This window comes from Solibacillus faecavium (genome assembly GCF_014836905.1).
Lineage (GTDB): Bacteria > Bacillota > Bacilli > Bacillales_A > Planococcaceae > Solibacillus > Solibacillus faecavium.
Genome location: NZ_JACSPZ010000002.1, coordinates 124,597 through 147,463 on the forward strand (window position 1 = coordinate 124,597; position 22,867 = coordinate 147,463).

Here is a 22,867-nt window from a genome sequence, read left to right on the forward strand (position 1 = left end):
AGTTTGCTAGGTTATTGTTTTTTTGTTAATCATTTCAAATGATTTAACACCAATGCTAACAAGGCATGTAAGCATTTAGGTCAAGTACTGTGATGAGCTCCAACACCATTTTCAAATAAAAATAAATTAAATTTTTTAAAAATTCAAATTTGTAAAAATTGAACTGAAAGAGAATAAACAGCACAGTAATCAGTAAGAAAGCGGTTACAATAAATTAGAACATTTTGAATTGTATAAAAAATTCAAAAAATAGTGTTGACGGTAGCACTCATTCCGTACTATGATAACAACAATTTAGTACACCACATCATTCAAGCACACAAACATGTTAAATGAATGATGTGACAAAATCGATTCCTATAATTAAAATTTAGAAAATTCTTATTTTTAATTACGGGGAAGCGAAATATAAAACAACAAGAGTGAAAGCTTTACGTTGAGGGGCGTTTAATATGAGAAGTGATATGATCAAACTTGGAGTTGACCGAGCTCCACACCGTAGTCTTTTATATGCTACAGGTAAAGTAAAGGCGAAAGATTTAGAGAAGCCGTTTATCGGTGTTTGTAACTCATATATTGATATTATTCCAGGCCATGTGCATTTACGTCAGTTTGCAGACGTTGTAAAAGATGCCATTATAGAAGCTGGCGGTATTCCATTTGAATTCAATACGATCGGTGTTGATGACGGAATAGCAATGGGTCATATCGGCATGCGTTATTCATTGCCATCTCGAGAGATTATTGCAGATTCAGCCGAAACAGTTATTAATGCACACTGGTTCGATGGCGTGTTTTACATTCCGAACTGTGACAAAATTACACCGGGTATGCTAATGGCAGCTGTTCGAACGAACGTACCATCAGTATTTGTTTCCGGCGGTCCGATGGAAGCTGGTACTTCATCAACGGGTAAGCAATTATCATTGACGAGTGTATTTGAAGGAGTCGGCGCACATAAGGCAGGAACGATGTCAGCAGAAGAACTTCTTGATATTGAAAACAATGCATGTCCAACATGCGGATCATGTTCAGGAATGTTCACAGCCAACTCAATGAATTGCCTAATGGAAATGCTAGGTTTGGCTTTGCCAGGTAACGGTACAATTGTTGCAACGAGTGATAAGCGGAAAGAGTTAATTTATGAAGCAGCCAAACACTTGGTACGCATGATTAAAGAAGACGTAAAACCACGCGATATCGTAACAAAAGAGGCTATTGATGATGCATTTGCATTGGATATGGCAATGGGCGGTTCAACAAATACAGTACTTCACACATTGGCAATCGCGAATGAAGCAGAAATCGAATATAACATTGAAGATATTAATAAAGTCGCAGAACGCGTTCCTTATATTGCGAAAATTATGCCGGCATCGGATATATCGATGGATGACATTGCAAAAGCAGGCGGCGTACAGGCAATTATAAATGAATTAACGAAAATTCCAGGTGCGATCCATCCAGATCGTCCAACAATCGCAGGTGTAACGATGCGAGAACTTGTAAAAGATTACAAGATTACGAATGATAAGGTTATTCGAACAAAAGATAATCCATATAGTGCTGTAGGTGGTCTTTCCGTTCTATTCGGAAACATCGCACCTGAAGGATCTGTTATTAAGGTAGGTGCTGTTGACCCTTCTATTAAAACTTTTACAGGTGAGGCAATCGTATTTGAATCACAGGAAGAAGCACAAAAAGCAATTGATGAAGGCATTGTACGTGAAGGGCACGTAGTAGTCATTCGCTATGAAGGGCCAAAAGGTGGTCCGGGTATGCCGGAAATGCTTGCTCCTACATCAGCGATTCAAGGTCGCGGATTGGGGACAAAAGTAGCTTTAATTACAGATGGTCGTTTCTCAGGCGCATCACGCGGAATTTCCATCGGTCATATTTCTCCAGAGGCAGCTGAAGGCGGTCCAATTGCTTTAGTAAATAACGGAGATATTATCGAAATCGATTTACCAGGTAGAACAATTAATTTACAAGTTTCTGATGAAGTTCTTGCAGAGCGTCGTCAAAACTTACAACCATTTGAACCAAAAATTAAGCGCGGTTGGCTTGCACGTTACTCAGCTTTAGTAACGAATGCTTCCCAAGGCGGCGTAATGAAAATATAAAAAGAATAATATAAATCGTTGATGAGGTTAAAGAATATAGAGTCTTGTATTTACCAGAGAGCCGGTGTTGGTGGAAGCCGGTGATACAACTATATTCGACATCCCCTCGGAGTGAGCTATTAAACGCATTCGCCATTAGATAGCTCCGGGCATAATCGAAATGCTCGTTATTAATGAATCGCTCTCTTTATTAGTTGCACAAATTTCTTATGGAATTTGGTAATAGAGAGGTCAAGGCGGTTCACGAGGTAGCAAGGTGGACATTGGTTCTTTTAAAGGGGCCTTTGTTGTCTTTGCTATAAATAAGGGTGGTACCATGAAAAGTCTTTTTCATCCCTACGTAAGAGGTTTTCTTTTGCGTGCGGATATAAGAGGCTTTTTCTTTTTATATAAAAATCGACCATGAGTTAACATATAAATTTTTTTCAAAGGAAGGAGTATTAAAAAATGAGTACAAATGTTTCAATCAGTAAAGAAATTGAAATGCCTGAGGAACAGCCACAAGTAATTAAATCTAGAGATGGTGCCGATATTTTAGTGCAGGCATTACATGATCAGGAAGTAGAAATTATTTTTGGTTATCCAGGTGGGGCCGTATTACAGATTTATGATGCACTTTACCGTAACCCGATTCGCCATATTTTAACACGACATGAACAAGGTGCTATCCACGCAGCAGAAGGTTATGCTCGTGTAATGAATAAGCCGGGTGTAGTCATTGCAACATCTGGACCAGGTGCAACAAACCTTGTAACAGGTATTGCGGATGCGATGATTGATTCCATTCCACTAGTAATTTTTACAGGTCAGGTAGCCACATCAGTCATCGGTACGGACGCTTTCCAGGAAGCAGATATTATGGGGATTACAACACCAATTACAAAGCACAACTATCAGGTTCAGGATGTAGCGGATATTCCACGAATCGTTAAAGAAGCATTCCATATTGCGAATACGGGACGAAAAGGGCCGGTAGTTATTGATTTCCCTAAAAATATTTCACAATCTGTTTTCCTTGAGGATATAAAAACACCGGAAGATATTTATTTACCTGGATATCAACCAACGACAAAACCGAACTATTTACAAATTCAAAAAGCGATTCAGGCCATTACTTTAGCTAAAAAACCTTTAGTACTTGCAGGTGCAGGTGTATTATTCGCAGATGCTTGCGAACAATTGACTGAATTTATTGAAAAATATAATTTACCGGTTGTAAACACTCTACTTGGTTTAGGAAGTATACATGGACAGCATAAACAGTTCTTTGGTATGGCGGGAATGCATGGTTACGCAACAGCTAATGATGCCATTACAAAATGTGATTTATTAATCAATATCGGGGCACGATTTGACGATCGCCTGACAGGGAACTTAGCTACTTTTGCTCCAAATGCGACAATTATCCATATTGATATCGACCCAGCAGAAATTGGGAAAAACGTTCCGACAGACATTCCGATTGTAGCGGATGCAAAAGAAGCACTTTATGCATTATTGAAAAAAGATTTCCAAGGACCGGATACGACGGACTGGATGGATTACTTAAATGATAGTCGTGACAGATATCCACTTTGGTATGAAGATGCTGGTGAAGAAATTTTACCGCAGCAAGCAATGGAAATCATCCACAGATTAACGGATGGCGACGCAATTGTTACAACTGACGTAGGTCAGCATCAAATGTGGGCAGCGCAATATTATCATTTAAACAATCCACATGGCTGGGTTACATCAGGCGGATTAGGAACGATGGGCTTCGGATTCCCTGCAGCAATCGGAGCACAATTTGCGAAACCTGATAAGAAGGTTATTTCCATCGTAGGTGATGCAGGGTTCCAAATGACAAACCAAGAGCTGATTCTATTAAAAGAATTCAATTTACCTGTAAAAGTTGTCATTTTGAATAACAGCTGCTTAGGAATGGTACGTCAATGGCAGGAAACTTTCTATGAAGAGCGCTACTCTCAAAGTCTTATGCCGATTCAGCCGGATTTCGTAAAGCTTGCAGAGGCATATGGAGTAAAGGGCTATCGAATTGATAATTTATCGGAGGCAGAAGCAATTTTTGCCGAAGCAATTAATTCAGATGAACCAGTCGTAATTGACTGTCGAGTGAAACAGCTCGTGAGCGTCTTCCCAATGGTCGCACCAGGAAAAGGATTACATGAAATGATTGGAGTGGAAAAGCCATGAAACGTGTGCTCACAGTAACAGTAATTAATCAAAGCGGAGTATTAAATCGAGTGACAGGTTTGTTAATGAAACGCCAATTCAATATTGAATCAATTACAGTTGGTCACTCAGAACAGCCGAACTTCTCAAAAATGACGTTCATCGTTCATGTGGAAGATGAAAATAAAATCGAACAGTTAATTAAACAGCTATCGAAGCAAATTGACGTATTAAAAGTAAATGATATTACAGAAAAATCAATCGTTCTTCGTGAGCTGGCACTTATTAAAGTAGTATCACCACCGAATATGCGAATGGAAATGAATGCAATTGTTGAGCCGTTCCGTCCGCAAGTTGTCGATACGTCAAAAAATGTTGTCACATATGAAGTTGTAGGTCATCCAGAAAAAATCGATGCATTTATCGAACTAATTAGACCATACGGCATTAAAGAATTAACACGTACCGGCGCAACAGCATCGATTCGTGAAGCGCAAAAAATCGAAGGTCCACAACTTTCAATTTTAAAATAACCGGCATTCCATACGGGGCGGAGGATGTCATCTGAAGCCCGTATATCAAAAAATATATAATTCAACTTAATTGGAGGAAATGAAAATGTCTAAAATGTATTATGAAAATGAAATCAACGAGCAAGTATTACAAGGGAAAAAAATCGCGATTATCGGTTATGGTTCACAAGGCCATGCCCATGCGCTTAATTTAAAAGAATCAGGCTTTGATGTAGTAGTAGGTATCCGTCCAGGTAAATCTTATGATGCAGCAAAAGAAGACGGCGTAGAAGTAAAATCAGTTGCTGAAGCAGCAGCAGAAGCAGATGTAATCCAAATTCTACTTCCGGATGAGCGTCAAAAAGCAGTTTACGAAGCAGAGATCGCACCGTACTTAACACCTGGTAAAGCGTTAATGTTCGCACATGGTTTCAACGTACACTTCGGTCAAATTACACCACCTGCAGATGTTGACGTATTCCTAGTAGCGCCAAAAGGTCCTGGTCACTTAGTACGTCGTCAATTTGTTGAAGGTGCAGGCGTACCTGGCTTATTCGCAATCTATCAAGATGCAACTGGTCAAGCACGTGATTTAGCCCTTGCATACGGTAAAGGAATCGGTTCAGCACGTGGCGGATTACTTGAAACGACATTCGCTGAAGAAACAGTAACAGATCTATTCGGTGAGCAAGCAGTACTTTGCGGTGGTACAACTGAACTTGTAAAAGCAGGTTTCGAAACATTAGTAGAAGCGGGCTACCAACCAGAATTAGCTTACTTTGAAACTTTACACGAATTAAAGCTAATCGTTGACCTAATGTTCGAAGGCGGTATGGCGACAATGCGCTATTCAATCTCAGATACAGCTGAGTGGGGAGACTATGTATCAGGTCCACGTATTATCGACGCATCTGTAAAAGCACGTATGAAAGAAGTGTTAACAGATATCCAAGATGGTACTTTCGCGAAACGCTGGATCGAAGAAAATGAAACAGGTCGTCCAGAATATACGAAGTTTAAAGAAGCTGGCGCTAACCACCAAATTGAAGAAGTAGGCGAAAAATTACGCGCAATGATGCCATTCATCAACAAAGGAAAACAAAAGGTTACAGTGAAATAATATGAGAAAAATTGACATTTTTGATACAACATTGCGCGATGGTGAACAGTCTGCAGGTATTAATTTAAATACAGCAGAAAAAGTGGAAATCGCAAAACAACTAGAGCGTTTAGGTGTCACAATTATTGAGGCGGGATTTCCTGCCTCATCTCCAGGTGACTTGGAAGCTGTTTCGTTAATTGCAAAAACAGTGAAAAATTCAATTGTAACAGGCTTAGCGCGTGCCGTGAAAAGTGACATCGACGCAGTTTGGGAAGCAATTCGCCATGCAGAACAACCACATGTTCATACATTTATCGCAACAAGCCCGATTCATATGGAATACAAATTAAAGAAAAATCCGGATGAAGTAGTCGAGCAGGCAGTAGCCGCAGTGAAATACGCAAAGGAAAAATTCTCGCTTGTAGAATTTTCCGCAGAAGACGGCTTCCGTTCCGATAAAGAATTTTTAGTACGCATTTGTCAGGAAGTAATTAAAGCAGGTGCCACAACAATTAATATTCCGGATACAGTTGGTTACGCATCGCCGGAGGAATATGGCGCATTATTCCGCTATTTACGTGAAAATGTAATCGGTGCAGAAAAAATTAAGTTTTCTGCCCATTGCCACGATGATTTAGGAATGGCAGTAGCAAACTCATTGGCAGCCGTTCAAAATGGTGCCGATCAAGTAGAATGTACGATTAACGGTATCGGTGAACGCGCCGGAAATGCAGCATTAGAGGAAATCGGTGTTGCGCTTCACATTCGTAAAGATTTTTACGGTGTTGAAACAGGGCTTAACTTAAAAGAAATTAAACGTACATCTCAAATGGTAAGCCGCCTGACGAATGTTGTTATTCAGCCTAACAAAGCTGTTGTAGGGAAAAACGCATTTGCTCATGAATCGGGTATTCACCAGGACGGTGTATTGAAAAATCCAGAAACTTACGAAATTATTTCTCCTGCACTTGTAGGAGAAGACGATATTCCATTAGTTTTAGGGAAGCATTCCGGACGCGCAGCATTCCGCGACCGTGCAGAAACAATGGGCTTCGAGCTATCGGATGAAAAACTGAACAAAGCATTTGCTGAATTCAAAAAATTGGCCGACCGCAAAAAAGAAGTTACGGAAGACGATTTAACAACGATTTTAACTGAGCAACAAGTTTCAATAGAAGATGTTCCGCTATTTGAACTAAAATCAGTTCAAGTTCAGTACGGTACCGAAAATATTCCGACTGCTACTGCATCAGTACTTACTCCTGGAGGTGAGTTGAAAACACTCGCTTCAACAGGATCAGGTTCAGTCGAAGCAATCTTCAATACGTTGGAATTACTTGTTGGAGGAAAGGTAAACATACTAGATTACCGAGTACAATCAGTCGGCAAAGGACGCGATGCACTTGGAGAAGCGGTCGTTAATTTAAAATACAATGGCTATACCTCTACAGGACGCGATTCAGCACAAGATGTATTAGAAGCAAGTGCAAAAGCATACTTAAATGCAGTCAATCGCCAACTGATTCAACAGCAAGTACGAGAAAGACAGACAATCTCAGTTTAAAAGATTTCAACTAGCAATCTCTTTATATTAACAATAGCGTCATCACAGCAGATGGCGCTTCTACATCAAGTAACTTCACGTAGAAAGAAAGGTGTTTTACAAATGGAAAAGAAAATTACAGTACTACCAGGTGACGGCATTGGTCCAGAAGTTGTTGCAAGTGCAGTAAAAGTATTACAAGTAATCGGGAAACGTTTTAATCATACATTTCATTTAAACTACGCGGCAATCGGCGGAGCAGCAATTGATCAATACAACAATCCATTACCGGATGAAACAATTGCGATGTGTGAAGCAAGTGATGCTATTTTATTAGGCGCTGTCGGTGGACCGAAATGGGATAATAACGCACCAAGCCTACGTCCGGAAAAAGGTTTATTAAAAATTCGTAAGCACTTCGATTTATTTGCGAATTTACGTCCTGTGAAAGCATTCCCAAGTTTACTTGCATCTTCTCCATTAAAGCGTGAAGTTGCGGAAAATGTAGACTTAATGATCGTCCGCGAATTAACAGGAGGGCTTTACTTCGGAGAGCCACGTAAAAAAACAGATGCAGGTGCTATTGATACATGTGTGTATTCACGTGAAGAAATTGAGCGTATTGTCGAAAATGCTTTCGAATTAGCTCGTTTACGTCGTGGAAAACTTTGCTCAGTAGATAAAGCAAACGTACTCGATACATCACGTTTATGGCGTGAAATTGTAGAAGAGAAGAAAAAGCAGTACCCAGATGTAGAAACAGAACATAACTTAGTTGACTCAGTGGCGATGAAGCTAATTACAAATCCTGGTCAATATGATGTCATCGTTACTGAAAACTTATTCGGTGATATTTTAAGTGACGAAGCTTCTGTTATTACAGGTTCACTAGGTGTATTGCCTTCAGCATCAATTCGCGGTGATAACTTCGGTCTTTACGAGCCAGTACATGGTTCAGCACCTGAAATTGCAGGGCAAGGTGTTGCCAACCCGGCAGCAACAATTCTTTCAGTAGCAATGATGCTACAATACTCATTCGGTTTAAAAGAGGAAGCAGCCGAAATTGAACGTGCGGTTACAGCAGTGTTTAATGATGGGTATTTTACAGCAGATTTAGCACAGGAACATACACGCTCACTATCTACTGAAGAATGGACTGAACAAGTACTAAACGAAATCGATGCAAGCTTCGTTTCGGACAGCATTATGATTTCATATAATTAATCATTTTTTAAGTAAGCAGATAGTTGATTGTAAAAAAGGGGAGCATGGTGCGAATAAAAAATGTCACGCTTGTTATGACGTATTTTTAGCCAACATCATGTCTGCCCCAAGAATGAACATCAACTCTATATATGGGTAAGGAACGGTGAAAACTATGGGGAAAAATATTATTGAAAAAGTGTGGGAACAGCATGTCGTACATCGTGAAGAAGGTAAGCCAGATTTACTATATATCGACTTACATTTAATTCACGAAGTTACTAGTCCACAGGCGTTTGAGGGATTACGCTTAGCAGGGCGAAAAGTGCGTCGAACAGATTTATGTTTTGCTACAATGGACCATAACGTACCAACGAAAAATTTACCGACGATTAACGATCCAATCGCCAAAAAGCAAATTATGACACTAGCTGAAAATGCGAAGGAATTCGGCATTGAATTAGCAGATATCGGACACCCTGATCAAGGGATTGTTCACGTAATCGGGCCAGAACTAGGGTTAACACAGCCTGGTAAAACGATTGTTTGCGGAGACTCACATACAGCTACACACGGTGCTTTCGGTGCCATTGCATTCGGTATTGGAACATCGGAAGTAGAACATGTTCTATCAACTCAAACATTATGGCAATTAAAGCCACCTACAATGGAAATTCGTGTTAACGGTGAACTTGGTCTTGGCGTAACTGCAAAAGACATCATTTTAGCGATTATCGCTAAGTGGGGTATCGGTGTAGGAACTGGCCATATCGTTGAATATACAGGAGAAGCAATTCGCAAACTTTCTATGGAAGAACGAATGACAATTTGTAATATGTCAATTGAAGCCGGAGCAAAAGCTGGTCTTATATCTCCAGATGAAATTACAGTAGAATTCCTTCGCGGCCGCCGCCATGCACCACAGGGCGAACAGTTTGAAGAAGCGGCAAAGTACTGGTTAAGCTTAGCGTCTGATGCAGATGCTACTTATGATGTAGTACTTGAAATCGATGCAGACGAAATCGAACCAATCGTAACATGGGGTACGAATCCGGCAATGGGGGTTGGCGTTTCGAAAACTGTACCAACTGCTGCAGACTACAATAACGAGACTGATAGAGCAGCATTAAATAAAGCGTTGCAATATATGGATTTACAAGAAGGACAAAATATTACTGATATCGAGATTCAGCACGTATTTATCGGTTCTTGTACGAACTCACGTATTAATGACTTACGTGCAGCAGCAGATATCGTTAAAGGTGAAAAGATAGCTCCAGGTGTTAAAGGTATTGTTGTTCCAGGCTCTTGGTCAACAAAACGTCAGGCAGAAGAAGAAGGCCTTCACCAAATTTTTCTTGATGCAGGCTTTGAATGGCGTGAATCAGGATGCTCAGCTTGCCTAGGCATGAACGAAGATGTTATTCCATCCGGTGAACGTTGTGCATCGACGTCAAACCGTAACTTTGAAGGACGTCAAGGCGCGGGTGCTCGTACGCATCTTGTGTCACCAGCTATGGCGGCTGCCGCTGCAATTCACGGGCGCTTTGTTGATGTCCGTAAGCTACAAAAGCAGGAAGCATAAGGAGAGATTAGTATGGAACCGATTAATATCGTCAACAGTATATATGCACCACTAGACCGTAAAAATGTCGATACTGACCAAATTATTTCAAAAGAGTTTTTAAAGCGTATTGAGCGTACAGGGTTTGGACAATACGTATTTTATCACTGGCGTTTTGACAAAGACGGCAAGCCAAATGAGGATTTCGTATTAAACAAGCCTGAATATAAGAGTGCTGAAATTTTAGTCGCACAGGATAACTTCGGCTGCGGCTCTTCACGCGAACATGCACCATGGGCCATTCTTGATTACGGCTTCCGTGTCGTTATTGCACCGAGCTTTGCAGATATTTTCCATAATAACTGCTTTAAAAACGGTATTTTACCGATTAAATTAACAGAAGCTGAATGTGATGAACTACTGGAAAAAGGCTTAGAAAAAGCACAGGCTATTGAAGTGAACCTGGAGCAGCAAACTGTTACTACAGGGTATGGCAAAACGTATTCATTTACGATTGACCCATATTATAAGCAAATGCTGCTAAACGGCTGGGATGAAATTTCATTGACATTCCAATATGAAGAACAAATCGCGGCATATGAGAAAAAGCGTATAGCGTATTAAAAAACAAGCCTGTTATGAAGGGTCAACACCTTCCGTAACAGGCTTTGTCTTATTTTACCGGTTGTTGCAGAAATTTGCCGATGCTATAATTCCGGTAGAATGTTTAATTATTAGGAGTGTAGTAGCTGGTGAAGAAATTTTGGAGTTGGTTCGGAATAATTTTTGTAATATTACTTTTAATGAGTAATTGGATGGTTTTCGTAGGGGCCGGTGTTCTTTATTTTGGCTTCAAGAAGTTTAAAAAATATAAAAAAGAAAAGCAACTGCAAAATGCATTGGAAGCTCAATTAAAGCTAAAAAAAGAAAGTCAATCCACGATCGAATATAAAATGGAAAGACTGTTAACAATAACGAAAAACCTCGACCCGAATCGCTCTAAGCGTCAGGAATATAAAAATAAGCAGCAATTGGATTTAAGGGATTACTGGTATAAATATTTGGATTTACGTGCCAAGTTAATTTTAAATGACACGTCTACATACCGTGAAGAGGAAGTACTACATATCATGTGTGATGAATTGCTTAATCGTATGGACAAACTGGAAATCGAAGTGACTGATGCGGTGAAAAAAGAATTCATTGAGGAAAACTTGATGCCATTATTACGAGATGTAGTTGAAATAATGGAAGGTATTAGTCCTGTAAAATCTATTAATATTAATGCTTACCGTTTACTAAAGCAAATCAATAATGATTAATAGCTTAAAACCATTCTTATTAGTTGAGAATGATTCAGACTGTAGACAAACTCGAAGAAATTCGGGGTTGCCTACAGTCTTTTTTATTAAAATAAAGTTAACTAATCATAACCGTTGATTTCCATTCCGGGACCGATGCTTTCCCCGGGCACGGCTCCAGCTAACTAACTTGTGCCTACGACGGCAGGCCCAAGTTAGTGGATCTTCCGCACGTGCGGTTCCCGGTGGAGTCACGGTCCCTCCATTCCAATCAACTTATTCATTCCTTTAAATAAAGTGAGATCGATATCTACGATGACTAGAAATCAATTTAAAATAATGAGCGTGAACAACTTGTTCCTGTTAAGCACCTAATTAAAATTTATAATAAAAAGACAAAAGGTTTTTCGAGACCTTTTGTCGACAATCTGGACCATTCTCATTAGTTGAGAATGGTTTTTTCATTGACCTAAATTAACCTTACATGATTAATATTCCTAGAATTGGACATACTAAATGAAGATATTTAAGAATAGGAGAATTAAGATGTCTTCTGAAGAAAATATTAAGTCAATTGAAGAACAATTCAAGGATACAAACGAACTCACAAAGAAGACGCTAGAAGATGAGGGGAAAAAAGCAGAAATACATTATATTAAGACCCTTATTAATTTGGAATTATTTCAAAAAATTATTATTAAACCTTTTTTTGAAATGACCTCCGAAACTAAATTTATTCGGTATATTCAGGCTTTGCCCCAATTTCAAGAAAGTAAATCATTAGATCAGCTTAAACAGGATGTAATGAGTGGTAATGTAATAATCGTGATTCAAAATGAAATTCTATTACTCGATTTAAAGTTTTCTACGAATGATCAAATAAATACAACCTCAGTAGAAATGACTATACATGGATCACAAATAGCGTTAAGTGAAAATCTGACAATGAGTATAAATATGATTCGATCGAATTATCATCAGCCTTCATTATTCGTTGATTATGTAGTAATGGGGGAAGTGAACCAACAAAAATTGGCGATCATTTATGATAAAGAACATGTAAATAAAAGTGCATTGAAGCTAATTGAAGAAAGGCTTCAAACTGTTGACAACAAGATTATTACTTCGACAACTCAGTTAAATAATTATATAAACAATCAGAAATTTTCCTTATTTCCTCAAATGATTATGACTGAAAGACCAGACCGTATCGCATACAATCTTTCGGGTGGAAAAGTTGTATTACTACTTGACGGAAATCCTCAGGCGCTTATTGCACCCGTTTTCTTTTTTGATTTCATGACAACAATGGAAGATAATTATCACACATTTTTAATATCATTTTTTTTGAAATTCCTCCGCTATACAGGTTTGTTTATAAGTATTCTCCTGCCGAGTTTATATATTGGTATTACCTCATATGCACCGGAAGTATTCCGTACAGAGTTAGCATTAACAATTGCCGGTAGTAGAATTGGTGTCCCTTTTTCATCCTTTATAGAAGTATTATTTATGCTATTTTTTATGGAAATGCTTTTAGAAGCAAGTATACGTCTCCCAAAAGCTGTAAGTGCAACTGCTACTACAGTAGGTGGATTAATATTAGGAACTGCTGTAACAGAGGCTTCCCTAGCATCAAATGTAATGGTTATTATCGTATCTGCTGTTGCCATTTCCACTTTTGTTATTCCGATAAATGAAATGGCCTTTTCTATTCGTGTGGTACGTCTATTTTTCATATTAGTGACAACAATATTTGGCTTAGCAGGTTTAACACTGGGGCTGTACGCTTTAGTTATGTACTTAGTAAGCATTAATAGCTTTGGAGAACCTTATTTAAAACTGAGTATGGATAAAAAAAATAAAATGAAATCAGGGGAGGAATCATGAACCGATTTTATTATTATTTAATATTAATTAATATGGTTGCGAATATTATCGCTTCAGTCCCTGCCATTCTTTTACATTACCATAAAGAAGGTACCGTTTCTGCTATGATAATGGGAGTAATAGCAGGTGTGATTCTTGTTACAATTTATACTCGCTTTTTTAATTCCTATCCGGGTATGACTTTACCTGAGCTTTTACAGAAAACGACACCTAAATGGTTTTATTTCCCGTTTGTATTTTCACTCGCGATTTTATGGTTTGTTGCGGGACTGATCACCTTAATCACCTTTACATTTCTGTTAATTCGTTACTTAAGTCCAGAAATGCCTATTATGCAAATTAGCTTAACGATAATCCTTTCCGTTATTTTTGGATGTTTAATGAAAACACAACGTGTATTATTTACAACGGAAATTATATTGTTAATTACAAGCCCATTAATCCTGTTCATTTTTTATAAAGCGTATACTAGTCCTAATTTGGAATGGGATTTTGTAAGAGAAGCTGCTTTATATATTAACAAAATTCCAAACTGGCATTCATTTTCTTCATGTTTTTTTCTATTTTTAGGCGTTGCAAATTTGTTTATTTTTAATCGATACTTTACTGAAAAACAAACATTTGGTTGGAAACAGATTAGTCTCATCACACTCATAGCAGGCGCAACATTATTTACGACATATTTTATACCAATTGGATTTAATGGCTTTGAAAATATTAATCAGCTTGTTTACCCATGGATTTCTACTACAGACTCATTAAAAATGGACTTTTTTGTAATAGAGAGAGTATTATTCATTTTCTTGTTATTTTACTTAGGGATTGCATTTATAAGTATTCTCATTCATTGGCATGCTTCGATGGAATTTTTAAGTTTTATTTTTAAGTTTGAAAATATAAAATTCAAAGGAAATAGCATCGGAAAATTTATACCAATTCCTTTCTTCATAGCCATTACACTGTATTTAGTAACCGAACTAAATGAGTACCAACTATTTCGTTATACAAGTTTTTTTTATAGCATTTTAGTGTTTATATTTCCTTTAATGGTTCTAGTGTTTGTTTTTATAAAAAGGAGAATGAAATATGCAAAATCTTAATATTAAAATGAAGGCTCTCATTTTGTTATTAATTTGCAGCATTTTCATAGCAGGTTGTGAATTTAAAGATATCGATAAAACAGTTTTTATTGCAATGATAGCGGTTGATAAAACAGATGAAGAGGACAAACCTTATAAAATAACGTTAAAGCTATATGAACCAACAAGCTCATTTAAAGAAGCGACTGCTCCGGAGTACTCTTATTTAACACAGACGGGTGAAACATTATCAGAAGCCATTCGTATATTGGAATCGTATTCCGATAAGGAGCTTGAATTTGGGCATTCCAAACTAATTGTTATTGGAGAAGAGTTATTAAAAGAGGATAAAAATGAGGAAATTATTGATTTTTTATTAAGAAGACCGGACATTCAAATGATTTCATGGATCAGTATAGGACGACCATCTGCTGAAGAAATTATAAAACTGATACCTCAAGGGGAAACCGCTGCTTATCCGGAGCTATTTAACTACTTTGATGAAAATGGAACGACTAGTCCATTTATCGTGACGACATATTTATTTGAATTTAGACGAAACATGAAGGAAAAAGGAATTGATACAGTTATACCAATTATCGAAATAGTTAAAGAAGATGAGCATTTCAAAATTAATAAGTCATTCCTATTAGCAAATAACAAAGAGCCGCATGAATTTGAAACGCTAAATACCTCCATCTATAATTTGCTCACAAAAAAATCAAAACATGCTGAGTTAAAAATAGAAGAAGACGGCGATTCATTTATAGCTAAGATTGATACAATCCGTTCCAATTACAAAGTCATCATAAAAGATGAATCAAATATAGAGCTAGATATAAAAGCTAGTTTAAAGGGCTCCATTTCAGAATCAAAGAAGCCGTTAAAAAATAAAGATTTGCCAAAGTATAACAAACAACTTAAACGTGAAACAGAGGAAAAAATTACAGCGTTTATTAAAGAGATGATGGAACTTGGCTACGATCCGCTTGGCTTTGGAATTGACTATAAAGGCAAAGTCCTTCATAACAGGCGTATGAGCGAAACGGAATGGATGGAAGCCTATAAAAATGCAAAAGTAAATGTAACTGTAACTCCAGGTCTGAAAAGTACAGGTTCCATTCAGTAAATATATAAAAAAAGAGACTTCAAACTATTTTTCACATAGTCTGGAGTCTCTTTTTAATGACCATATTTAAATCGCAACCCAATGTCCTTTAGAAACTTCAACAAGTTTCGTATTTTCCACATCAAAGCGGTTTGCGATAAGCTCTTCTTCTGTCATTACTTTGCGTTTTTTCTGTTTTTCAATGGCCGGATCGGGAATCGGAATCGAATCAAGCAGCATTTTCGTATACGGATGCTGAGGATTTGCATATAGCTCTTCACTTTCTGCTAATTCAACAATTTTCCCGCCATACATAACAGCTACCCGATCACTAATATGCTTTACCATAGATAAATCATGGGCGATGAATAAATACGTTAATCCAAGTCGCTGCTGTAAGTCTTTCAGCAATTCCACTACTTGCTTTTGAATGGAAACATCCAATGCGGAAAGTGGTTCATCGCACACAATAAATTGTGGCTCTACTGCAAGTGCGCGGGCAATGCCGATTCGTTGACGCTGACCACCACTGAATTCATGCGGATAACGTAGTGCATGCTCTTTTTTCAGTCCGACAAGCTCTAATAATTCTTCCACTCGAGTGCGGCGAGCTTCTTTAGAAGGGGAAAGCTTATGCACATCAAGCGCTTCTCCAATAATATCCAAAACTTTTTTCCGTGGATTTAAGCTTGAATACGGATCCTGGAAAATCATCTGCATGTAGCGGCGCATACTTTTCAACTCATTTTTCGAAAGACGGGTAACCGGTACACCTTTATAGAGTACCTCTCCGTCAGTCGGTTCATGGAGTTGCAATAATGTCCGACCTGTTGTGGATTTACCTGAACCTGATTCACCGACTAGCCCAAGCGTTTCACCAGGATAAATATAGAATGATAAATCATCCACAGCCTTCAGTACATTGCCTTTTGCTAGTTCAAAATGCTTGGAAATGTTCTTCACTTCTACTAAAGGAACATTCACATCCAAATCCGGTGATAAATTAGGCATGACTTTCGGTTCTTTCTTTTCATGAAGTTTTGGCAACGCATTTAATAGACGCTTAGTGTAAGGGTGCTTTGGATTGGCGAAAATTTCTTCTGTCGTACCTTGCTCAACTACTTCGCCTTCCTTCATTACAACAACTCGATCGCACATACCTGCTACGACACCTAAATCATGCGTAATCAAAATAATGGATGTACCAAATCGTTCTTGCATATTCTTCATTAAAGAAAGAATTTGCGCTTGAATTGTTACATCGAGTGCAGTTGTCGGTTCGTCAGCAATTAAAAGGGAAGGGTTACACGCTAAAGCCATAGCAATCATTACACGCTGACGCATGCCGCCACTAAATTCATGCGGGTATTGATTGTAGCGTTCTTCACTGTTTTTAATACCGACAAGCTTTAATAATTCAATTGTCTTTGCATAAGCATCTTTCTTTGAAGCCCCTTGATGCTTAATAATTCCTTCCGCAATCTGGTCACCGATACGAATTGTCGGGTTTGTAGATGTCATTGGATCCTGAAAAATCATACTGATGTCTTTTCCACGAATTGACTCCATTTGTTTTTCTGATTGTGTAATTAAATTTTTTCCTTGAAATTCAATCGTTCCATCTTTCAAAAAAGAGGGGGGAGAGGGAAGCAAGCGCATAATGGAACGAGCAGTAACACTTTTCCCACTACCGGATTCACCCACAATCCCGACTGTTTCTCCTTTATTTACATGAAAACTTACGCCTTTTACTGCTTCGAATTCTTGTTCACCCGTAATAAAAGAAACGCGTAAATCCTTCACTTCAAGCAACTTCTCACTCATAAAATGCTCATCCTTTATTTAGAATCAATTGCGCCAAGCAGGCATTATGTACGAATTAGGCATCAAACCTACGTATGGAACATCTTACGTAATTCGTGACATCCTCCTGGGCAGATTACTTCTTTAAGTGGTTGTCTCACAACACGGAAAAGAAGTTTAAATATTTTGTTGACTTATTCATATTCGTTCTACATAATACATTACTATACAGGTAGGAATTATACAATATTTAAAGTTTTACGACTCTTATCTTTTAATAAGTCGAAAGATTATAAGTTAGAAAGGAGCTTTAAGTTCCATGCAGCAATTGTTTTTTGAAAGCTTTCAAAAAAATGCTTCTAAAAAAAGCTATTATTTTGCCTATGTATTATTCGGTTTGCTTGTTCACATGATCACGTTACCACTTTATTTAGTGAAACGTTCCAAAACTACGTATGCTGAAAATGCATTGAAGGTGAAACAACAAATAATAGAAAGTGGCAAAGTCATAGAGTGGCAGCAGCAATATGAAGCAGAAGAACGAACGAAAGCACAGTTTTTCAAACAAAGTATGAATGAGCAAGAAATTGAGGTAAATGCAAAACAGTTGGCGCAAATGAAATTAGAGCGGGAAGTAGAAAAAACGCTTGCGACTACTGGTATCCAGAAAAACTCCTATAAAAATTATTTCAGTAATCTCCTAAAACAACCACTATTTTTACTGATTACAATAATTCCAGGTATTTTAATGTACGCTCTTATACTTATTACGAGTAATCCTTTTATTCGTTTTATATTTGAACGCTTACTGCAAAGTGTGTTTGTCATTATTGGAGTGGCCACACTTGTGTTTACAATTTTGTATATTTCTCCATTTGACCCAGCGCGTAATTTACTGGGGGTAGAGGCTACACCTGCTCAAATTGAAAACTTTAATAAGCTTTACGGATTGGATCAGCCATATTTAGTACAGCTTTGGCATTCATTATCAGGCCTTTTTACTTTCGATTTAGGAACTTCTTTTGCCGGGAAGGAAGATGTCACACAAAGCATCTTAAACAAATTCCCTGTAACGCTTGAAATTGCCATGTTTTCATTATTGATGGCGATTGCCATTGCGATTCCCGTAGGTATTATTTCTGCAGTTAGACCGAACTCATTTATTGATTACGTATTCATGTTTGTTGCGTTAATCGGTTTATCTATTCCAAGCTTCTGGCAAGGGTTAATCTTTATTTTAACATTCTCTTTAGAACTGAAATGGTTCCCTGCAACGTATAATCCAAGCAATTGGATGTCCATTGTATTGCCGATTGTCGTACTCGGAACATCGATCACCGCTTCGATCGCACGTATGACCCGTTCCAGCATGCTGGAAGTCATTCATGAGGATTACATTATTACAGCAAAAGCAAAAGGCTTAAGCGAACGCAAAGTTATAACGAAGCATGCGATTCGCAATGCAATGATTCCTATAATTACAGTAATCGGATTGTTATTTGGCGGAATGCTTGGCGGTGCTGCGGTAACAGAGAAAGTATTTAATATTAGTGGAATCGGGAGCTATATTGTCGATAAACAATTTATTCCGGACATTCCGGCAATTTTAGGCGGGGTTGTTTATATTGCAATCACGATTTCGATTGTTAATATGTTGATCGATATTTTATATGCATTCTTTGACCCGAGAATTCGATCAAAAATGAAAAAATCATAGGAGAGAGTACCGACGTGAAATTTATATCAGATGTAAAACTGCTGTTGAAAATAACACAAGAGTATGTAAATGCACAGTTTACCATTGCTTTTTCTGCGATTTTTTCATTGCTGTTTTTACTTTATAGTTTTAACTTTTCAGAAGGTGTATGGAGACCGATCGTATTGGTGTTCTTTGCAATCTATGTTGCCACAACGATTTACGTCTCGTTTACTTCACACCTTATTAAAAAGGATTTGGCAAAGCATAGTGAAGTGACAAAACGGACTCGATTACTCGGTATTCCACTTGTAGCAACCGTTTTTACAGGAAATGTTTTTGCTGCGGGCTATGGTTTTATGCTGGCATCGAAAAATAAAACAGCAGAATATACATTTGCTGTCTATGCGTTTTTAACACAAATCTTTATTTTAATGATTTCAGGGTTAAATATTTTCAAGCCATATGTAGTGGATACATTTATACCTGCTATGGGTGCGTTTATCATTTTAGCATTGTTATATTTAATTACAGCTATTTTAATAGCGAGATATGTAACGTTTGATACAGCTCCAAAATGGATGCTGCCGCTAGGAATCGTATTACTTATTCCAACGTTAACAGGTAATTTCTTTTCATTACTTCTTGGAATTACATTAATACGAAAAGCACGTAACACGGACCCGTCTGCTGTGGAAAAATGGCAAAAAACGTGGAACAAAATATTGCGTAATACGATGGCAGTGTTCGGTTTATTTTTCATCGTATTTATGTTCAGTTTATCGGTTGTCAGCTCATGGACATTTGACTATGACTTTGCAGTTGAAAATAACTATGCTGTGTTATTGCAAACACCGACACTTGAGTATCCATTAGGTACTGATAATTTTGGACGGGATTTATTTTCACGTATTGTTTTTGGTGCACAAATTTCTTTAATTGTAGGTTTTTGTGCAACGATTATTCCTGCTTTAATTGGTGGGGCACTTGGTGCGATTTCAGGGTATTACGGTAAAAACACGGACAATATTATTATGCGTGCATTGGATGTGCTATATGCTATTCCTGGTATTTTACTGGCTATTGCCATTATCGCCGCTTTTGGAGCAAATACGACGAATTTAATTATCGCATTAAGTGTTGGCGCGATCCCGACTTATGCGCGTACGATGCGTGCAAATGTAATGCAAATCTCAAACTACGAATTTGTGGAATCTGCCCGGGCATTAGGGGCAAACGATCGCTCGATTATTTTCAGGCATATCGTACCAAATGCCTTAGCACCAATGATTGTAAAGGCAACTTTAACAATTGGGGGGGCGGTTATTTCCACAAGTAGTTTAAGCTTCCTTGGCCTCGGTATTGAGCCACATATACCGGAATGGGGCAATATTTTAAAAGTAGGAAGCACATATTTGGAATCACATTCTTATTTAGCGATTTTCCCGGGGCTATGCATCATGCTACTTGTTTTATCGTTTAACTTCTTTGGCGATGGACTGCGTGACGCACTAGACCCGAAATCAAATTAATTTTTTGGAGGAATTTTTCATGAATAAAAAGTTATTTACATTAGCATCAACAGCAACAGTAGCAGCAGTAGCATTAACAGGCTGTGTCGAAACAAAATCGGATGTAAAAGAAAACGATGGGGCAGAAAGCACTGGAACGAAGCCGGTTATTGAATTATTAGGTATGGCTTCTTCAGAGCAGGATATGAACATCGTACGTGATCAATTAGTGAAAAATGGCTTTGATGTAAAGCTGAACATTCAACCAGATTACGGTTCATTTACAGCACAGCAAGATGCAGGCAACTTTGATATTGCGATTTCAAGCTGGACGACAGTTACAGGGAACCCTGACTATGCAGTGCGCGGCTTATTTAAATCAGGTGGCGACTACAGCCGTACAGCAGATGAAACAGTTGATCAATTAATCGACGAGGCAAGCACTTTAACAGGTGATGAAGCGAAAGAAAAATATAAAGAGCTTGAACAAGCACTAGTATTTGATAATGCTTACATTGCACCACTTTACATTTCACAAAAATTCCAAGGGATTTATAAAACAGAAGTTAACCCAGATACAGTTCGATTACCAAAATCACGTGCTCAAGCTTGGGAAACAATTTCATTCAATGATGAAGGTAAAAATGCTTCTGAAACGTTAGTGCTGCACCAAGCAATCGCATCATTAACATCACTTGACCCAGTAAAAGCAAACGACGGATCAATTAACACGTTAAATACGAATATGTATGTGCGTTTAGTCAACTTATCGGATACAGATGATGTTGTTTCTGAAGGTTCATTATCTTATGATCATGCAATAGCTGAAAACAACGAAGAGTATTATTTCGTACTGCGTGATGACATTAACTTCGCGAAAGTAGAAGGTGACAAAGCAGTTGATACGGGTGATTTAGTATCAGCAGAAGATGTTGTATTCTCACTAAACCGTGCGAAAGATGAAAATTCTGTACCGGATCACCGCACATATTCAATCCATGAAAATATCGATACAGTGGAAATCGTTTCAGATCTAACTTCATTAGAATCTGTAAAAACAGCTGATGGTAAATCGATTTTAGAAGAATTATCAGATGAATTACCGGCTGCTATTTCTGAAGTTGTAACAGATGAAAAAGATGTAGACAACGCATCAGGTAAGTACCAAGTAGTTAAATTAACAACGCCAAATCCATTCCCACAAGTATTAAATTACTTAGCACACCAATCAGGCGGGATCGTATCGGAAGCTGCAGTAACTGCGGTAAATACATTTGATGTAACAAGCTATGACCCGAACTCTGATATTGCTTACGGCGACCAATCGACAATTACTGAAGGCGGCAGCTATGCCAACCATTTAGCTGCATCTGGTCCGTATATTTTAGTTAAGAAAAATGACTATGAAGCAACATTCGTGAAAAACCCGGCATATCAAGCAGGAACTGAGAACGAGCCAAAAATTGAAAATATAAGCGTTCGTTTCATCCAAGATAACGACAGCGCACTTTCTGCATTGCGTAACGGTGAAATTCACGTATTACAATCAGTGCCTGAAACGAAAACAGACGTAGTAGAAGGCGATGAAAACTTACAATTAAAAACTGCAGACAGTAACGCTGTATCTTACTTATTATTCAATACAAGCGGCCGCGAAACTGCTAAATCAGCAGACTTACGTAAAGCAGTTCTTCACTCGATCAATCAAGACGAGTTCATCAGCTACTACCAAGGTAAGAAAAAGCCGGCTGTATCAACAGTAACACCTTTAATTGACACAGGCTTAAAATTAGAGGCTGATAGTGCAAAAGTAAAAGAGTTTTTAAAAGCATATAACGAATCAAAATAATAGTTCTTACCGGAGTATTCTTAATCGAATGCTCCGGTTTTTTTTGTGCACCTGATTAGTTCTTATTTGGTTCATCACCATAAGTCGGTTCTAATTAAATTTGTTCTGCTGCGCTACGGGGAATGGCTTTCCGGGAGATTGAATTGCGTGCGTAATGAGGTAAATAGCGGAAGAAATATCCGTTATTTTAAAAATTACGCAAAAAATAGTGAAAATAAGGGAAAGAATTTCCGTTATTGACCTAAAAAACATGAAATTCCGGTCTTTTATTTAAAATAACGGTAAAACGTTCCCTTATTTATCCCAAAATGAGCAACAACAATTAAATAACGGTAAAATCTTCCGTTATTTTGACGGCGCCTTATTTTTTTAAGCAAAGTAAGCGTTTTGCCCACTCAAAGTTGTTCG

At 38.0% G+C, this 22,867-nt stretch carries 16 protein-coding genes; 15 read left to right on the plus strand and 1 reads right to left on the minus strand.

Annotated elements, in window-relative coordinates:
• Positions 1-452 precede the first annotated feature (452 nt).
• From ilvD to H9635_RS04205, 12 genes are all read left to right on the plus strand, one after another.
• Positions 453-2,123, plus strand: coding sequence for a dihydroxy-acid dehydratase (gene ilvD / locus H9635_RS04150; protein ID WP_191698892.1), 1,671 nt, complete (start codon positions 453-455; stop codon positions 2,121-2,123).
• A gap of 447 nt (positions 2,124-2,570) precedes the next feature.
• Positions 2,571-4,319, plus strand: coding sequence for a biosynthetic-type acetolactate synthase large subunit (ilvB, locus tag H9635_RS04155; RefSeq protein ID WP_191698893.1), 1,749 nt, complete (start codon positions 2,571-2,573; stop codon positions 4,317-4,319).
• Positions 4,316-4,831, plus strand: coding sequence for an acetolactate synthase small subunit (gene ilvN, locus H9635_RS04160; protein WP_191698894.1), 516 nt, complete (start codon positions 4,316-4,318; stop codon positions 4,829-4,831). Before ilvB ends, ilvN begins: the two co-directional genes overlap by 4 nt.
• 85 nt (positions 4,832-4,916) lie before the next feature.
• Positions 4,917-5,930, plus strand: a complete 1,014-nt coding sequence (gene ilvC, locus H9635_RS04165) for a ketol-acid reductoisomerase (RefSeq protein WP_191698895.1) — start codon at positions 4,917-4,919, stop codon at positions 5,928-5,930.
• Between the two features lies 1 nt (position 5,931).
• Entirely contained in the window at positions 5,932-7,476 is a 1,545-nt protein-coding gene (locus H9635_RS04170; protein WP_191698896.1) for a 2-isopropylmalate synthase, read from the plus strand.
• A 102-nt stretch (positions 7,477-7,578) separates the two neighbouring features.
• Positions 7,579-8,679, plus strand: coding sequence for a 3-isopropylmalate dehydrogenase (gene leuB / locus H9635_RS04175; RefSeq protein ID WP_191698897.1), 1,101 nt, complete (start codon positions 7,579-7,581; stop codon positions 8,677-8,679).
• Between the two features lie 154 nt (positions 8,680-8,833).
• Positions 8,834-10,243 (plus strand): 3-isopropylmalate dehydratase large subunit, encoded by a 1,410-nt coding sequence (gene leuC, locus H9635_RS04180; protein ID WP_191698898.1) that lies wholly within the window; start codon positions 8,834-8,836, stop codon positions 10,241-10,243.
• 12 nt (positions 10,244-10,255) lie between these two features.
• Positions 10,256-10,846, plus strand: coding sequence for a 3-isopropylmalate dehydratase small subunit (gene leuD, locus H9635_RS04185; RefSeq protein ID WP_191698899.1), 591 nt, complete (start codon positions 10,256-10,258; stop codon positions 10,844-10,846).
• 128 nt (positions 10,847-10,974) lie between these two features.
• Complete coding sequence (locus H9635_RS04190) at positions 10,975-11,544, plus strand: ABC transporter substrate-binding protein (RefSeq protein ID WP_191698900.1); 570 nt, start codon at positions 10,975-10,977, stop codon at positions 11,542-11,544.
• A 525-nt stretch (positions 11,545-12,069) separates the two neighbouring features.
• Positions 12,070-13,413, plus strand: a complete 1,344-nt coding sequence (locus H9635_RS04195) for a spore germination protein (RefSeq protein ID WP_191698901.1) — start codon at positions 12,070-12,072, stop codon at positions 13,411-13,413.
• Positions 13,410-14,513, plus strand: a complete 1,104-nt coding sequence (locus H9635_RS04200; protein WP_191698902.1) for a GerAB/ArcD/ProY family transporter — start codon at positions 13,410-13,412, stop codon at positions 14,511-14,513. The genes H9635_RS04195 and H9635_RS04200 overlap by 4 nt, the downstream gene beginning before the upstream one ends.
• The gene (locus H9635_RS04205; RefSeq protein WP_191698903.1) at positions 14,500-15,621 is read left to right on the plus strand and encodes a Ger(x)C family spore germination protein; all 1,122 of its coding nucleotides are present in this window, start codon (positions 14,500-14,502) and stop codon (positions 15,619-15,621) included. Before H9635_RS04200 ends, H9635_RS04205 begins: the two co-directional genes overlap by 14 nt.
• Positions 15,622-15,687: 66 nt before the next feature.
• On the opposite strand, the gene H9635_RS04210 is transcribed toward H9635_RS04205, so the two are convergent.
• Positions 15,688-17,424 (minus strand): ABC transporter ATP-binding protein, encoded by a 1,737-nt coding sequence (locus tag H9635_RS04210; protein WP_191698904.1) that lies wholly within the window; start codon positions 17,422-17,424, stop codon positions 15,688-15,690.
• Between the two features lie 298 nt (positions 17,425-17,722).
• Here H9635_RS04210 and H9635_RS04215 point away from each other — a divergent pair, with 298 nt between their 5' ends.
• From H9635_RS04215 to H9635_RS04225, 3 genes are read left to right on the plus strand one after another with little or no spacing between them, the layout of a single operon-like run.
• Positions 17,723-19,120: an ABC transporter permease gene (locus H9635_RS04215; protein ID WP_191698905.1), complete on the plus strand. Its 1,398-nt coding sequence runs from the start codon at positions 17,723-17,725 to the stop codon at positions 19,118-19,120.
• Between the two features lie 14 nt (positions 19,121-19,134).
• On the plus strand, positions 19,135-20,631 hold the full coding sequence (locus H9635_RS04220; RefSeq protein ID WP_191698906.1) for an ABC transporter permease: 1,497 nt from the start codon (positions 19,135-19,137) through the stop codon (positions 20,629-20,631).
• Positions 20,632-20,650: 19 nt separating this feature from the next.
• Positions 20,651-22,459, plus strand: a complete 1,809-nt coding sequence (locus tag H9635_RS04225) for an ABC transporter substrate-binding protein (RefSeq protein WP_191698907.1) — start codon at positions 20,651-20,653, stop codon at positions 22,457-22,459.
• The last annotated feature ends 408 nt before the right edge of the window (positions 22,460-22,867 follow it).

What these genes read in the sequence shown, in the direction of transcription:
- ilvB (WP_191698893.1), top strand. Translation starts at nt 2,571, where the DNA reads ATGAGTACAAATGTTTCAATCAGTAAAGAAATTGAAATGCCTGAGGAA.
- ilvD (WP_191698892.1), top strand. Translation starts at nt 453, where the DNA reads ATGAGAAGTGATATGATCAAACTTGGAGTTGACCGAGCTCCACACCGT.
- H9635_RS04205 (WP_191698903.1), top strand. Translation starts at nt 14,500, where the DNA reads ATGCAAAATCTTAATATTAAAATGAAGGCTCTCATTTTGTTATTAATT.
- H9635_RS04225 (WP_191698907.1), top strand. Translation starts at nt 20,651, where the DNA reads ATGAATAAAAAGTTATTTACATTAGCATCAACAGCAACAGTAGCAGCA.
- H9635_RS04210 (WP_191698904.1), bottom strand. Translation starts at nt 17,424, where the DNA reads ATGAGTGAGAAGTTGCTTGAAGTGAAGGATTTACGCGTTTCTTTTATT.
- H9635_RS04195 (WP_191698901.1), top strand. Translation starts at nt 12,070, where the DNA reads ATGTCTTCTGAAGAAAATATTAAGTCAATTGAAGAACAATTCAAGGAT.
- H9635_RS04200 (WP_191698902.1), top strand. Translation starts at nt 13,410, where the DNA reads ATGAACCGATTTTATTATTATTTAATATTAATTAATATGGTTGCGAAT.
- H9635_RS04215 (WP_191698905.1), top strand. Translation starts at nt 17,723, where the DNA reads ATGCAGCAATTGTTTTTTGAAAGCTTTCAAAAAAATGCTTCTAAAAAA.
- leuB (WP_191698897.1), top strand. Translation starts at nt 7,579, where the DNA reads ATGGAAAAGAAAATTACAGTACTACCAGGTGACGGCATTGGTCCAGAA.
- H9635_RS04170 (WP_191698896.1), top strand. Translation starts at nt 5,932, where the DNA reads ATGAGAAAAATTGACATTTTTGATACAACATTGCGCGATGGTGAACAG.
- leuD (WP_191698899.1), top strand. Translation starts at nt 10,256, where the DNA reads ATGGAACCGATTAATATCGTCAACAGTATATATGCACCACTAGACCGT.
- ilvN (WP_191698894.1), top strand. Translation starts at nt 4,316, where the DNA reads ATGAAACGTGTGCTCACAGTAACAGTAATTAATCAAAGCGGAGTATTA.
- leuC (WP_191698898.1), top strand. Translation starts at nt 8,834, where the DNA reads ATGGGGAAAAATATTATTGAAAAAGTGTGGGAACAGCATGTCGTACAT.
- ilvC (WP_191698895.1), top strand. Translation starts at nt 4,917, where the DNA reads ATGTCTAAAATGTATTATGAAAATGAAATCAACGAGCAAGTATTACAA.